The sequence below is a fragment of the Pseudomonas sp. TH04 genome, assembly GCF_016651355.1.
GTDB classification, from domain to species: domain Bacteria; phylum Pseudomonadota; class Gammaproteobacteria; order Pseudomonadales; family Pseudomonadaceae; genus Aquipseudomonas; species Aquipseudomonas fluorescens.
Map to the genome: position 1 here is coordinate 3,808,826 of NZ_JAEKEA010000001.1, position 14,603 is coordinate 3,823,428.

General features: G+C 59.5%; 13 protein-coding genes. 8 read left to right on the plus strand and 5 right to left on the minus strand.

The genetic code is table 11. From position 1 onward, the window contains the following. Positions 1-4: 4 nt before the first annotated feature. Complete coding sequence (gene ppk1, locus JFT85_RS17005; RefSeq protein WP_201230183.1) at positions 5-2,227, plus strand: polyphosphate kinase 1; 2,223 nt, start codon at positions 5-7, stop codon at positions 2,225-2,227. Between the two features lie 131 nt (positions 2,228-2,358). On the opposite strand, the gene ppx is transcribed toward ppk1, so the two are convergent. Beyond that, positions 2,359-3,861, minus strand: coding sequence for an exopolyphosphatase (gene ppx / locus JFT85_RS17010; protein ID WP_016978945.1), 1,503 nt, complete (start codon positions 3,859-3,861; stop codon positions 2,359-2,361). 485 nt (positions 3,862-4,346) lie between these two features. On the opposite strand from ppx, the gene JFT85_RS17015 reads away from it, so the two are divergent. From JFT85_RS17015 to JFT85_RS17030, 4 genes are all read left to right on the plus strand, one after another. After that, positions 4,347-5,000: a DUF1120 domain-containing protein gene (locus JFT85_RS17015; protein WP_053258598.1), complete on the plus strand. Its 654-nt coding sequence runs from the start codon at positions 4,347-4,349 to the stop codon at positions 4,998-5,000. A 123-nt stretch (positions 5,001-5,123) separates the two neighbouring features. Beyond that, a complete protein-coding gene (locus JFT85_RS17020; RefSeq protein ID WP_073636697.1) occupies positions 5,124-5,822 on the plus strand; it encodes a fimbria/pilus chaperone family protein in 699 nt (232 codons plus the stop codon). Positions 5,823-5,829: 7 nt separating this feature from the next. After that, entirely contained in the window at positions 5,830-8,331 is a 2,502-nt protein-coding gene (locus JFT85_RS17025) for a fimbria/pilus outer membrane usher protein (RefSeq protein ID WP_201230193.1), read from the plus strand. Next, positions 8,321-8,872, plus strand: a complete 552-nt coding sequence (locus JFT85_RS17030; protein WP_201230195.1) for a hypothetical protein — start codon at positions 8,321-8,323, stop codon at positions 8,870-8,872. The genes JFT85_RS17025 and JFT85_RS17030 overlap by 11 nt, the downstream gene beginning before the upstream one ends. Here JFT85_RS17030 and JFT85_RS17035 read toward each other — a convergent pair. The 4 genes from JFT85_RS17035 to JFT85_RS17050 are packed head-to-tail and all read right to left on the minus strand — an operon-like array spanning position 8,844 to position 11,686. Further along, entirely contained in the window at positions 8,844-9,581 is a 738-nt protein-coding gene (locus JFT85_RS17035) for an amino acid ABC transporter ATP-binding protein (RefSeq protein ID WP_017135248.1), read from the minus strand. The genes JFT85_RS17030 and JFT85_RS17035 overlap by 29 nt on opposite strands. Next, positions 9,568-10,218, minus strand: a complete 651-nt coding sequence (locus tag JFT85_RS17040) for an amino acid ABC transporter permease (protein ID WP_053258595.1) — start codon at positions 10,216-10,218, stop codon at positions 9,568-9,570. The genes JFT85_RS17035 and JFT85_RS17040 overlap by 14 nt, the downstream gene beginning before the upstream one ends. Further along, entirely contained in the window at positions 10,215-10,883 is a 669-nt protein-coding gene (locus JFT85_RS17045) for an amino acid ABC transporter permease (RefSeq protein WP_017736949.1), read from the minus strand. Before JFT85_RS17045 ends, JFT85_RS17040 begins: the two co-directional genes overlap by 4 nt. Before the next feature lie 17 nt (positions 10,884-10,900). Then, complete coding sequence (locus JFT85_RS17050; RefSeq protein WP_053258594.1) at positions 10,901-11,686, minus strand: transporter substrate-binding domain-containing protein; 786 nt, start codon at positions 11,684-11,686, stop codon at positions 10,901-10,903. A 255-nt stretch (positions 11,687-11,941) separates the two neighbouring features. Here JFT85_RS17050 and JFT85_RS17055 point away from each other — a divergent pair, with 255 nt between their 5' ends. From JFT85_RS17055 to rho, 3 genes are all read left to right on the plus strand, one after another. Beyond that, entirely contained in the window at positions 11,942-12,637 is a 696-nt protein-coding gene (locus tag JFT85_RS17055) for a FadR/GntR family transcriptional regulator (RefSeq protein ID WP_073636700.1), read from the plus strand. Positions 12,638-12,756: 119 nt separating this feature from the next. Beyond that, positions 12,757-13,086 carry a thioredoxin TrxA gene (gene trxA, locus JFT85_RS17060; protein WP_015886460.1) on the plus strand — a complete coding sequence of 110 codons (330 nt, stop codon included), beginning with the start codon at positions 12,757-12,759 and terminating at the stop codon, positions 13,084-13,086. Positions 13,087-13,320: 234 nt separating this feature from the next. After that, complete coding sequence (rho, locus tag JFT85_RS17065; RefSeq protein ID WP_003176825.1) at positions 13,321-14,580, plus strand: transcription termination factor Rho; 1,260 nt, start codon at positions 13,321-13,323, stop codon at positions 14,578-14,580. The last annotated feature ends 23 nt before the right edge of the window (positions 14,581-14,603 follow it).

Consider the following 14,603-nt stretch of genomic DNA (forward strand, 5'->3'; position numbering starts at 1 on the left):
CTCGATGAATACCGAAGGACTCTCAGAAGTTGCCGTAAAAGACGCTCACCCGGTGGTCGAACAAGTCACCGAGACCCCGCCGGAAATGGAGCCGGCTCCACCTGTCGTGGTGGCCGAGACGCCTGCGCCGGCCCCGGTGGCGGCGGTGACCAACCTGGATGACAGCAGCCTGTACATCCACCGCGAGCTGTCACAACTGCAATTCAACATCCGCGTGCTGGAGCAGGCGCTGGACGAGTCCTATCCGCTGCTGGAGCGGCTCAAGTTCCTGCTGATTTTCTCCAGCAACCTGGACGAGTTCTTCGAGATCCGCGTCGCCGGCCTCAAGAAGCAAATTACCTTCGCCCGCGAACAAGCCGGTGCCGACGGTCTGCAGCCGCATCAGGCCCTGGCGCGTATCAGTGAGCTGGTGCATGGCCACGTGGACCGCCAATACGCGATCCTCAACGATATTCTGTTGCCGGAGCTGGAAAAACATCAGGTCCGCTTCATTCGTCGCCGCCACTGGACCACCAAGATCAAGACCTGGGTGCGCCGGTACTTCCGTGACGAGATTTCACCGATCATCACCCCGATCGGCCTCGACCCTACGCACCCGTTCCCGCTGCTGGTAAACAAGAGCCTGAACTTCATCGTTGAACTGGAAGGTATCGACGCCTTCGGTCGCGATTCTGGCCTGGCCATCATCCCGGCACCGCGTCTGTTGCCACGGATCATCAAGGTACCGGAAGAGGTGGGGGGCGCTGGCGACAATTATGTATTCCTCTCGTCTATGATCCACGCGCATGCCGACGACCTGTTCCAGGGCATGAAGGTAAAAGGCTGCTACCAGTTCCGCCTGACCCGTAACGCCGACCTGGCGCTGGATTCCGAAGACGTCGAAGACTTGGCCCGAGCCCTGCGCGGCGAGCTGTTCTCGCGTCGCTACGGTGACGCGGTGCGCCTGGAAGTGGCTGATACTTGCCCGAAACACCTGTCGGACTACCTGCTCAAGCAGTTCAACCTCAGCGAGAGCGAGCTGTATCAGGTCAATGGCCCGGTGAACCTGACGCGCCTGTTCAGTATCACCGGCCTGGACAGCCATCCGGAGCTGCAATACACGCCGTTCACGCCGCAGATCCCGAAGTTGCTGCAAAACAGCGAGAACATCTTCAGTGTGGTGAGCAAGCAGGACATTCTGCTGCTGCACCCGTTCGAGTCCTTTACCCCGGTGGTCGACCTGCTGCGCCAGGCCGCCAAGGACCCGCATGTATTGGCGGTGCGCCAGACCCTGTACCGCAGCGGCGCCAACTCGGAAATCGTCGATGCGCTGGTAGACGCCGCGCGTAACGGCAAGGAAGTCACCGCGGTGATCGAGCTGCGTGCGCGGTTCGATGAAGAGTCCAACCTGCAACTGGCGAGCCGCCTGCAAGCGGCCGGTGCGGTGGTGATCTACGGCGTGGTGGGCTTCAAAACTCACGCCAAGATGATGCTGATCCTGCGCCGCGAAGCTGGCGAGATTGTGCGCTACGCCCACCTGGGCACCGGTAACTACCACGCCGGCAACGCCAAGCTCTACACCGACTACAGCTTGCTGACGTCCGACGACGCCTTGTGTGAAGACGTCGGCAAATTGTTCAGCCAGTTGATCGGCATGGGCAAGACCTTGCGCATGAAGAAGCTGCTGCACGCGCCGTTCACCCTGAAGAAGGGCATGCTCGACATGATTGCCCGGGAGACCCAGTTCGCCCTCGACGGCAAGCCGGCGCACATCATTGCCAAGTTCAACTCGCTGACTGATCCGAAGATCATCCGCGCGCTGTACAAGGCCAGCCAGTCCGGTGTGCGCATCGACCTGGTGGTGCGTGGCATGTGCTGCCTGCGTCCGGGCATTGTCGGCGTGTCGCATAACATCCATGTGCGCTCGATCATCGGCCGCTTCCTGGAGCACACGCGGGTGTTCTACTTCCTCAACGGCGGCGAGGAGCAGATGTTCCTTTCCAGTGCGGACTGGATGGAGCGCAACCTCGACAAGCGTGTGGAGACCTGCTTCCCGGTGGAAGGCAAGAAGCTGATCATGCGGGTCAAGAAGGAGCTGGAAAGCTACCTCACCGACAACACTCACAGCTGGAGCCTGCAGTCGGACGGCCGATACGTGCGCAACACGCCGACCGGCAACCAGAACCCGCGCAGCGCGCAGGCGACGTTGCTGGAGAAGCTGGGTAGCCCGATTCTGGCGGTGAATTAATAGTCAATACGGACTAACAATGTGGGAGGGGGCTTGCTCCCGATTGCAGTGGGTCAGTTGATGAATAGGTCAACTGACACTTCGCTATCGGGAGCAAGAAGCCCCCTCCCACATTTGTTTTGCAGTGCGCTTTAGCGCAGGTTCAGGCTGAACCCAACCCGCGTCAGCCACTCCGCTTCCTGGGCGAAGTCCGCCTGGGTCAGCTGGTTTTCGTCCAGCCAGCCTTTGGGGAACACCACGTCGAGGCTGTCGCCGTTGGCGCGCAGGGTGACCTGGGGCATTTCCTGTGTGCCACGGATGTGGTGGAACAGGATCGCAAAGCGCAGCAGCACGCACAGGCGGATCAGCTTGATGCCTTCATCGCCGAACTCGGCAAACTTGTCCTTTGGAATGTTGCGGCGATGGCCACGCACCAGCAGCGCGAGCATCTGTTGGTCTTCGCGGGAGAAACCGGCGAGGTCCGAGTGCTCGATCAGGTAGGCGCCATGTTTGTGGTAATGGTAGTGGGCGATGTCCAGGCCCACTTCATGCACCTTGGCTGCCCAGCCGAGCAGTTCGCGCCAGACGCCGTCTTCCAGGTCCCAGTCCTCGGCCACCTGGTCGAAGGCGTGCAGCGCTTTGCGCTCCACGCGGGCTGCCTGTTCCAGATCGACGTGATAACGCTCCATCAATGAGGTAAGGGTGCGCTCACGCACGTCTTCGTGATGATGGCGGCCCAGCAGGTCGTACAGCACGCCTTCACGCAGGGCGCCATCGCAGTGGTCCATGCGTTGCAGTTCGAGGGCGTCGAAGATCGCTTCGAGAATCGCCAGGCCTGCCGGGAAGATGGTGCGGCGATCAGGCTTGATGCCATCGAAGTCGATTTTCTCGGCATCGCCCAGTTTGAACAGCTTGCGCTTGAGCCACGCGAGACCTTCGGCGTTGACCTCGCCGGTGCCATGGCCGCCGGCCTTCAGCGCCAGGCCGATGGCACGGATGGTGCCGGATGAGCCGATGGCCTCATCCCAGGTCAGGCGGTGCAGGGCGTGCTCGATGCTCATGATCTCCAGTCGCGCGGCCGTGTAGGCCTGGGCATAGCGTGCCGGAGTGATCTTGCCGTCCTTGAAATAGCGCTGGGTAAAGCTGACGCAGCCCATTTGCAGGCTCTCGCGCAGCAGCGGCTCGAAACGCTGGCCGATAATGAACTCGGTACTGCCACCGCCGATATCCGCCACCAGGCGCTTGCCAGGCGTGTCAGCCAGGGTGTGGGAGACACCCAGGTAGATCAGGCGTGCTTCTTCACGGCCGGAAATGACTTCTACCGGGTGGCCGAGGATTTCCTCGGCGCGGCGGATGAATTCACCGCGGTTGCGCGCTTCACGCAGGGCGTTGGTCCCAACGATTCGCACGGCGCCCAAAGGCATGCCATTGATCAGCTGGGCAAAGCGCTTGAGGCAATCGAGCCCGCGTTGCATGGATTCTTCATTGAGCTGGCGCTCGTCGTCGATCCCGGCAGCCAGTTGTACTTTTTCGCCGAGCCGCTCGAGGATGCGGATTTCGCCGTTCTGGGCCTTGGCCACGACCATGTGAAAGCTGTTGGAGCCCAGGTCGATGGCGGCGATCAGGGACAGATTCTTGGCTTGGGATTGCGGCATGGTTTGGGGGTCTCGGTCGATAACCTCACCATCGTGCCACGATCGACCGCTGGCGCCAACGCGTTGTGCTTCAGTAATTTTCCTGAGGCTGTCTGTGGGGAATTCCTTTAGTAAAGGTAGGGCGGTTTTATAAGTGCGTGCCGACTAAGTTCTTCGACGTTGTAGTCGTGTTTTTATTATCGGCGGTCATAAGGTGGTTTGTGAAATTTCCGACAGTGAGCGATTCGATATCTCCTTCGTTATTTTATTTGGAACTACATTGTGGTCGGTCTAATGGAAGGTGTTTGTTTTTATCATTCCCACAGTTATTGTCGTGTTATCTGATTCTTTAATGAAGTGCCAAAGCGACACACTGTCATCCGGCAATTCTGCCGAGGTGGCATTTATTTATCGTTGTGCACGTCCCGGAAGATAAATCGTTGGGCGATGGAGTCGCCAAGGCACAAATAAAGAACACCTGATAACTTTTTAGTGACAGGATGAACATGAAAAAAATTGTTGGTTTGACTCTCGGTATTGCGTGCCTGGCTGCGGCCTTAACTGCCCAGGCGACTACCAATACCAGCGCCCAGCTGGTCGTCAGGGGGACGATCACACCGGCAGCCTGTAACCTCAGCCTGGCCGGCAGCGGTATCATCGATTACGGCACGATTCGTTCGGGCGAATTGTCCCAGACTGCATTCAATCCGCGCGAAGAGAGGAGCACTTCCCTGATCGTCAATTGTGGCACGACGCCCGCCAGGTTCGGCATCACCTTTACCGATCTGCAAGCAGGCAGCAAAGTGCCGGGCATCCTGGGTGCCGGCTTTACTGAAGCGCAGAATTTCGGGTTGGGGGCTGTAGGCGCCCGTCGCACCGGTGGCTATTCGGTCACCCTCAGGGATCTGCGGTCGTCCAGCATAGCGCTGTATCCGATCATGCGTATCGGCGCTGGCGCCTGGAATAACAGCGATGGCAAGGTTGCCCAATCGCCCGCCCAGTACTCCTGGCGCAACGGCGCTACCTTTACACCCACCGCCGTTAACCAATTGACGGGCACACTTGCAGTCAAGGCTGTCATCAACCGAGCCCAGGACCTGGACCTGAGTCGAGACGTCTCTATTGATGGGCGCGCCACGCTTGTATTGAGTTACATCTAAGTAACGTTAAACAGCCAGCCAAGAAGCTTATTGTTTCTTGTTGGCTGTTTTTCTGTGGGCGCTTGACGGCCAATGGTCAACTTTATTAGTTGCGGGGAATATAGAGTGCGTGGTTTTTTAGTGATGTGCAGTGCGCTATTGCGGGGTGCAAGCATTTGCCTGTTGTTTACCACTGCTGCTGTGGCGGATGGCATGTATCCGGAAACAACTGTGGTGGTGCTTTATGAGGAAGACGGCGAAGCCACAATCAACATCAAAAATACCGATGCAGGGCCGGCGCTGCTTCATTCGGTCGTGGAGAACGTGCCGGAGGACCTGGAGCCGCTATTGATCGTCACACCGCCCATCGCTCGTGTGGAGGCGGGCGACACGCAACTGGTGCGGTTCATCGCCACCTTGAAGGCGCCGCTTAAGACCCAACGGCTCAAGCGCGTGTCCTTCGAAGGTATTCCCCAAGCGCGCGCGGCGCAGGGGGCGACCATCGGTATCACCCTTCGACAGAATTTGCCGCTGATCCTGCACCCACAAGGCTTGCCTCGGCACCACACGCCTTGGGAATTGCTGAAGTGGAAGCGGGCGGGAGAACGTCTCACCGTCCATAACGACAGTGCCTATGTCGTGCGTCTGGCGCCGGATGTGCAAGTGTTTCCACAGGGTGTTCCGGCCATATTGCCGCGCACCTACATATTGCCGGGTGAGGTGCTGGCGGCAGAGGTCGGCAGTCCCTTGGGCAGCGTGACCGAGGTCGAGATACAGCCGGCGACGGTCTACGGGTTTACGGTCGACCACTACCGGGCTCCGATCGTTACCGACGGGGGGTGACCGACTCATGTCGAACCCTTCGAGTCAAAGCATCGCAGCGTATTTTTGGCCCTGCAGACCCACCCTGATCATAGGGTTTGCGACCCTGTGGAGTCTGCCCGTTCTTGTGTCGGCACTGGAGCTCGGGGAGGGTTTCGACCTCGCGTCACTCACCGCCCACGGTATCGACCCGAAGGTCTCCGACTACTTTCGCAACGCGGCGCGCTTTCGCGAAGGCGTCCAGGTGGTGGGGTTGCGGGTCAATGGAAACCCGCTGGGGCTGGTGGATGCACGCTTCGATCACGAGGGCCGCTTGTGCTTCACCCCGGGGTTACTGGAGAAAGCGGGGTTAGTGACGCCCGGCACCATCATTCAGGAAGGCGCTACGCCCGACCAGTCTTGCCATGATTTCTTGGGGGCATTTCCGACGACGATGGTGAAGCTGCGTCCCGGCACGGACGAGGTGACGCTGGTGGTGCCCACCCAGTCATTGCGTGATCCCCAGTGGGACGCCGGGCATTTTTCCAAAGGCGGGGCAGCGGCGTTGTTCAACTACGACGTGCTGGGTTTCGACAGCCGTTCGCGCAGCGCGCCCAGCCGGTTCGTTTCGGCTTATACCGAGGCAGGCTTCAACCTTGAGGACTGGATTGTTCGCAGTCGTCAATTCTATGTGTCCGATAACGGCAAGGCCCGTACCGAGCATGTATACGCCTATGCACAGCGGGACATTGCCGCGCTGCAATCGACTTTCCAGGTGGGGCAGATATCCAGCCATAACCCGCTGTTTGGTGGCGTCCAGTTATCTGGCCTGCAGTTTTTCCCCGATGGTCAATCACGCGTCGCTGTGGGCAGCAACAATGCCGTGGTCGAAGGGCTTGCCCAGAGCCAATCACGGATCGAAGTTCGCCAGTCCGGCGTGTTGATTCACAGCACGCTGGTGCCGGAAGGTCCCTTCCGGCTAACGGGATTGCCATTGCTCAATGGCACCAGTGACCTGGAGGTCAGCGTGATCGACGTGCGGGGTGCCAGGCGCAGCTTTGTGGTGCCGGCGGCCTCGTTTGCGGGGGCTGCCCCGGCGGCTCCGGGTTACTATTTCTCGGTTGGCAAGCTGCGCAAGAGTGCGGGTGAAGAGGGGCCGTCACCGGTGGTCGCCATGGGGAGCGGCACCTGGGGTTTGGGGCGCAACTCGTCTGCGGGCTTTGGCTTGTTGAGTACGGATGAATACTGGTCGGCAGGTGGCACCCTGAGCAGTGTGTTTTTTCAGCGAGTTTCTGTGGCTGCGCGGCAAAACCTTTCTCGAGACGGCAAAAGTGCAGTGTCCGGGGCGCGCAGCAGCGTGTCTGTCAGCAGCCCGGTCTACGCCAATATCGACGTCAACCTCAGCGCAACCAGCCAAACCCGGGAGTATCGTGAGGTGCTTGAGGCCGGCCGCTCATACACGGCCGATGAATTGGGTTCGCGCTTCAAAAACCAATACACGGCAAGCCTGAGCTGGGCCGATCCCACGCTGGGCGTATTTTCTGCGGGCTATACCCACGGGTCTCAATTTGACGGCCGAACGACCGAGCATGTGTCTGCCTCCTGGAACAAGTCATTCAGCCACGCCGATGTCGCGTTGATTGCGGATTCGCAGGTGGGCGGTTCTCGGATGGGCCGTGATGCCACGCTTGCCGGCGAGCGAAATGAAAGAGCTGTGGAGCATGACCTGTCCTTGCGTCTGCAGGTCAGTGTGCCCCTTGGGCGAGATCGTCGGCTTAATAGCTACGCCAGCCGGCGCGGGGACCGATTCACCGCTGGCACAGCGCTTAGCGAGCGGGTCAACGAGTCTGTGAATTACGAAGTGGGGGTCGAGCGCGACCTCAATGCCCGAGAGCAATCGGTGCGTGGCAATGTGGATCTATTGCCGCGTTATACCCGCGTTGGCCTGGGTGTCAGCCGTGACCCCCTGGGCACCAGCTACACAGGGCAGTTGCAGGGCGGCGTGGTGGCTCACGCGGGTGGCCTGACGTTCTCACCGTATGCCGTGCAAGACACGTTCGGCATCGTCTCGGTAGGGCAGATCGGCGCGGCAAAAGTCGAGACGCCCCAAGGCCCTGTGTGGACGGACTACCGCGGGCAAGCGGTGATCGCAGGCTTGCCGGCCTACACCAACAGCCGAGTCGAGGTGCAAACCCAGTCCTTGCCCAAACGCGTCGACCTGAAAAACGGCACCCAGATGCTCACCGCAGGCCGTGGGTCCTTCAATGCCGTGAATTTCGATGTGGTGAACGTGCGCCGCATGTTGCTTACCGCGCATGATCAGCACGGCCGGCCATTGCCTCAAGGCGCCACGGTATTCGGCAAGGGTGATCGCTTCCTGACCAGCGTGGTGGGTGACGGCATGATTTTCCTCAACGACGTCGATGAGGCGCAAAGCCTGCGGGTTTCATTGCCTGACTCTTCCAGCTGCGTGTTGCGTATTGATCTTGAGACCCAACCAGACAATGACAAATTCTATACAACGACCTCGGCGGTGTGCCATGGTCGTTAAGTTTGAAAGGCTGCGTTTGGTGTTGCTCTGCACGGTACTGGCAGCACCTGACGTCCTGGCCGACAACTGTCGGTTATCGGTGAGCCAGCCACGCATCGACTATGGCGCCATCCGCACAGAGGCGCGTGTTGAAAGGGCCGCCTTGGTGCTTGCGACGCGTAGGTTGCGCGTGAACGTTTTTTGCACTGAGCCTGCAGCAATGGCATTGCGGTTTGTTGGTGTTGCAGCAGATGGGCAGGGGTTTGTGTTGGGTCGCCAAGGGCGATTTCGCTTGAGCCTCAAACACGCCCAAGTGGATGGGCGGGCTGTGGAGTGGGCGGCGAGCGACTTGGCCGGCGAGCCTGCCAGCGGGCAATTGCTGCCCGGCCAGACCTTGGTGGCGCGGGCGGCAGGGTTACCGATAGCAGGGCGCCGGCTGACAGCCCAGGTCGATATCGACACCGAACTGCCCGCTGAGGCCTTGGAGGTACGCGACGAGACGCACCTTGAGGGGCACGGCCGTTTCGAGCTGATCAGCCCGGCTGTTCCACCGAACCAATGAAGTTGGCGAACTCGGGTGTCTTGGGGTTGGCGAACAATGTTTTGGGGTCGCCTACTTCATGCACCTTGCCTTGGTGCATAAACACCAGTTTGTCCCCGACTTCCCGGGCAAAGCGCATTTCGTGGGTCACCATGATCAAGGTCATGCCGTCCTTGGCCAGTTGGCGCACGACGCTGAGCACTTCATTGACCAGCTCCGGGTCCAGGGCGGAGGTGATTTCGTCGCACAGCAGCACTTTGGGCGACATGGCCAATGCCCGCGCAATGGCGACGCGCTGCTGTTGCCCGCCGGACAGGCGATCAGGGAAAGCGTCGAACTTCTCGCCCAGCCCGACTCGCTCCAGCATCTGCCTGGCAAGCTGTGCGGCTTTGGCCTTGGGGACTTTCTGCACCACTTGTGGTGCGAGCATGACGTTTTCGCCCACGGTCAGGTGCGGGAACAAGTTGAACTGCTGGAACACCATGCCGACTTTCTGCCGCAAACTGCGCAGGTCGGCGCGGGCGGCGTCGAGGTATTCGCCATCGACCTCGATCACGCCATCATTGATCGACTCCAGGCCATTGAGGGTACGCAGCAAGGTTGATTTGCCCGAGCCGCTGCGGCCGATGATCGCCACCACCTGGCCTTCTTCAACCGTCAGGTCGATGCCCTTGAGTACATGGTGATCGCCGTAATACTTATGCAGGGCGGAAATTCTAAGCAGAGGCATGCAGTCTCCTTTCCAGGTAGCGCGCACTGAGGGACAAGGGGTAGCAGAGCAGGAAGTAACCGAGGGCCACCAAGCCATAAACCATAAAGGGCTCGAAGGTGGCGTTGGCGAGCATGCCGCCGGTTTTGGTCAGTTCGGTAAAACCGATGATCGAGGTCACGGCGGTGCCTTTGACCACTTGCACCGAGAAGCCAACCGTAGGTGCTACGGCAATCCGCAGGGCCTGGGGCAGAATCACGTAACGCAGTTGTTCAAGCGGGTTAAGGGCCAGGCTGGCCGACGCTTCCCACTGCCCGTGGGCGATGGACTCGACGCAGCCGCGCCAGATCTCGGCCAGGTAGGCACTGGTAAACAAAGTCAGGGCAATCGCCGCTGCCAGCCAGGGCGAGATATCCACCCCCAGCAGGGCAATGCCGAAAAACACCAGAAACAGCTGCATCAGCAGCGGCGTACCCTGAAACAGTTCAATGTAGGTGCGCGCGACATGGCGCGGGAAGGCTTTGCGGCTGATGCGCATCGTCATCACCAGCAAGCCGATCAGGCCACCGCCGACAAAGGCCACCAGCGACAGCAACAGGGTCCATTGCAGGCCGACAGCCAGGTTGCGCACGATGTCCCAGAACGAAAAATCACTCATCGGCTGTTCCTCATCACAAACCGTCGGCCAATCCAGTTGAGCAACTGGCGAATCATCAGCGCCATGCACAGGTACACCAGGGTGGTCAGTGCGTAGGTTTCAAAGGCGCGGAAGTTACGTGACTGAATGAAGTTGGCGGCAAAGCTCAGCTCTTCGGTGGCGATTTGCGAACACACCGCCGAACCCAGCATCACGATGATGATCTGGCTGCTCAGGGCCGGCCACACCTTGCCCAGAGCGGGCAGCAGCACCACATGGCGGAACGCTTCAAAACGCGTCATCGCTAATGCTGCCGCCGCTTCCAGCTGACCACGAGGGATCGCCTGGATGCCGGCCCGGATGATCTCGGTGGAGTAAGCCCCCAGGTTGATGACCATCGCCAGCACGGCCGCTTGCCACTCGGTGATTTTCAGCCCCAGTGACGGCAAGCCGAAAAAGATGAAAAACAACTGCACCAGAAACGGCGTGTTGCGGATCAACTCGACATACACGCCGAAGAACCAGGCGAACGGCTGGATCTTCCACGCCCGCACCACGGCACCGACGGTGCCCAGGGCAACCCCCAGAATCGCGCCGATGGCCGTCAGTTCAAGCGTGAACAAGGCGCCGCGCAACAGCAGGTCGGTATTGGCCAGTACGGGCACAAAGTCGAATTGATAGGCCATGAATCAGCTCCGTCGCGTCAAAGGTCGGCGGGCAGCGGCTCTTTGAGCCACTGCATCGCGTTCTTTTCCAGGCTGCCGTCGGCCTTGGCCGCCACCAGAATCTGGTTAACCTTCTCCAGCAATGCCGGCTCGTTCTTGTTCACGCCCACGTAGACCGGCGAGTCCTTGAGTTTCACTTTCAGGGCCGGTACACGTTTGGGGTTGCGCTCGCTGATCGCCACCATCACGACGTTGCCGCTGGCAATCAGGTCGACCTGGCCAGCCAGGTAGGCGGCGATGGTCGAGTTGTTGTCTTCGAAACGCTTGATGGTCGCTTCTTTGGGCGCCACGGCGGTCAGCTCGATGTCTTCGATGGCGCCGCGCGTCACGCTGATGGTTTTGCCCTTGAGGTCGTCGGTGGTGCTGATGGCTGCGTCAGGCGGACCGAACACCGCCAGGTAGAACGGCGCGTAAGCCCTGGAGAAGTCGATGACCTTTTCCCGCTCGGGGTTCTTGCCCAGGCTGGAAATCACCAGGTCGACCTTGCCGGTGGTAAGGAACGGGATGCGGTTGGTGCTGTTGACCGGCGTCAACTCCAGCTTGACCTTGAGTTGGTCGGCCAGCAGCTTGGCGGTGTCGATGTCCAGGCCGCGAGGTTTCATGTCAGGGCCGACCGAGCCGAATGGCGGGAAGTCTTGAGGGACGGCGACCTTCAGGGTGCCCCGGGCGACGATATCCTCCAGACCATTGGCCTGGGCGGGTGCCTGGCTCAGCATCAGGCTGGCAAACAGGGCAGTGAGCAGGGCGCTGTAGCGCTTGGTCATGGCAACTCTCCGAAAAGGGCGAAGGGGTTTTCTGAGTTTGCTCAGTGCACAGCCCATGCCATCACCTCTCTGATCGTCTGTAACGCTGGAATTTGTTGAGGTTCGGTGGTCTTACTGGTCTGAACAGTGATGGCGCTTTTCGCACCTTTTTCGAGCGTCGACAAAACCGCGCGAGCCCCTTTGGGGCGTGGCTTGCCGACGGGCGCGAATAGCTTTACAACTAGCCGCTCAGTTGTCTGGAACCTTGAGTTTTTTATGAATTCCATCGCCCAAGCCGTACCGGAAGCGGCCCTGCAGGCCATCCGCAAACTGATCAAGGAACAGGGCTTCGCAGCGGGCGATGCATTGCCGTCCCAGCGCGACCTGGCGGTGCAGTTGGGCGTGAGCCGGGCGTCGTTGCGCGAGGCTTTGTCGTCCTTGAGTGCCTTGGGTGTGGTCAGTGTGCAGCCCGGCAAAGGCGTGTTTGTGCAGGCGGCGGAAGATCCGCCGGGGTTTGCCTGGCCCTTTGCAGCCCAGGCCTCGCCGCTGGATATCTTCCAGTTGCGCTATGCCCTGGAAGGATTTGCAGCGGGGTTGGCGGCGGTGACGCTGACTATCGATGAGTTGGACCGCCTGCAAGACAATGTCGAGGCAATGCATAAGGTATTGAAGGCCGGCGACTTTGAAACCGCCGCCCGGCTGGACTTCGAATTTCACCAACGGATTCTGTTGGCCAGCGGTAACCAGGCGATGGTGAGCATTTTGAGTGCCAGCGCCGAGGTGTTCCTGGAGAGTCAGAAACTACCGTTCATCCGACCGGAGCGGGCCATGGAAACGTGGCAGGAGCATCGCAAGATCCTGCGTGCACTGGCCCGGCGTTCCAGTGCGGCGGCGCAGAAAACCATGCAGGAACACGTACGCAATGCGGCGTTGCGCACGGGCATAGCGTTCGTGACGCCCGTAACGCCCTGAGTGGCTATACCCAAACTCATGCATCGTCATAGCAAGAGTCAATCAGAGGCGGCTTCCTGAACGAGGGAAGGGCGGCTATGATGGGCAACGTTTTTTTTGCTTACAATCCGGAGACATCCATGAGCAACGATCTTATCAAGCACGTCACCGACGCGACCTTTGAGGCCGAAGTACTCAAGGCTGCTGGCCCGGTGCTGGTTGACTATTGGGCTGAATGGTGCGGCCCTTGCAAAATGATCGCTCCTGTCCTGGACGACATTGCAACGACCTACGAAGGCAAACTGACCATTGCCAAACTGAACATCGACGACAACCAGGAAACCCCGGCCAAGCACGGCGTGCGCGGTATCCCGACCTTGATGCTGTTCAAGAACGGTAACGTCGAGGCCACTAAAGTGGGCGCGCTGTCGAAGTCGCAACTGCAAGCTTTCCTCGACGCGAACATCTAAGCGTCGTCAAAAAAGCCCCGCAAATCGCGGGGCTTTTTCGTGAAACAGGGCTAGACGCTCCGAAACTCAGGTGGTACATTCGGCCCCGCACTGGTTTCTCCACTGCCCCCTGCAAGCCGTCGCCGACGCATTCCTTTTCGATTAGTACGCGATCCTGTCGCCTTCTCTGCGGCGCGGCCTCATTAAGCCAAAAGCTTAATTTCCCCCCTCCATAAATGATTACGTCATTCCTATATGAATCTGACTGAACTCAAGCAAAAGCCGATTACCGACCTGCTCCAATTGGCCGAAGAAATGGGCATAGAAAATATGGCCCGTTCGCGCAAGCAGGACGTGATTTTCTCCCTGCTCAAAAAGCACGCGAAAAGCGGCGAGGAAATCTCCGGTGATGGCGTGCTGGAGATTCTCCAGGACGGCTTCGGCTTCCTCCGCTCTGCAGACGCTTCCTATCTCGCCGGCCCCGATGACATCTATGTCTCGCCGAGCCAGATCCGTCGCTTCAACTTGCGTACCGGTGACACCATCGTTGGCAAGATCCGCCCTCCGAAGGAAGGCGAGCGTTATTTTGCCCTGCTCAAGGTCGACACGATCAACTTCGATCGTCCCGAGAACGCGAAAAACAAGATTCTCTTCGAGAACCTGACCCCGCTGTTCCCGACCGTGCGCATGAAGATGGAAGCCGGTAACGGTTCCACCGAAGACTTGACCGGTCGTGTTATCGACCTGTGCGCCCCGATCGGCAAAGGCCAGCGCGGCCTGATCGTCGCACCGCCGAAAGCCGGTAAGACCATCATGCTGCAGAACATTGCAGCGAACATCGCACGTAACAACCCTGAAGTTCACCTGATCGTGCTGCTGATCGATGAGCGTCCGGAAGAAGTAACCGAAATGCAGCGCACCGTGCGCGGCGAAGTGGTTGCCTCGACGTTCGATGAGCCGCCAACCCGCCACGTGCAGGTTGCCGAAATGGTGATCGAGAAGGCCAAGCGCCTGGTCGAACACAAGAAAGACGTGGTGATCCTGCTCGACTCCATCACCCGTCTGGCCCGTGCCTACAACACCGTGATCCCGAGCTCCGGCAAGGTACTCACCGGTGGTGTCGATGCTCACGCCCTGGAGAAACCAAAGCGTTTCTTTGGCGCCGCGCGGAACATCGAAGAAGGCGGCTCGCTGACCATTATCGCCACCGCGCTGGTTGAAACCGGCTCGAAGATGGACGAAGTGATCTACGAAGAGTTCAAGGGTACCGGCAACATGGAACTGCCTCTGGACCGCCGTATCGCGGAAAAGCGTGTGTTCCCTGCGATCAACATCAACCGTTCCGGCACCCGCCGCGAAGAGTTGCTGACCGCCGATGACGAACTGCAGCGCATGTGGATTTTGCGCAAGCTGCTGCACCCGATGGACGAAGTAGCCGCCATCGAGTTCCTGATCGACAAGCTGAAAACCACCAAGACCAACGATGAGTTCTTCTTGTCGATGAAGCGTAAGTAATACGACGCTTCAGGTCCAAAAAA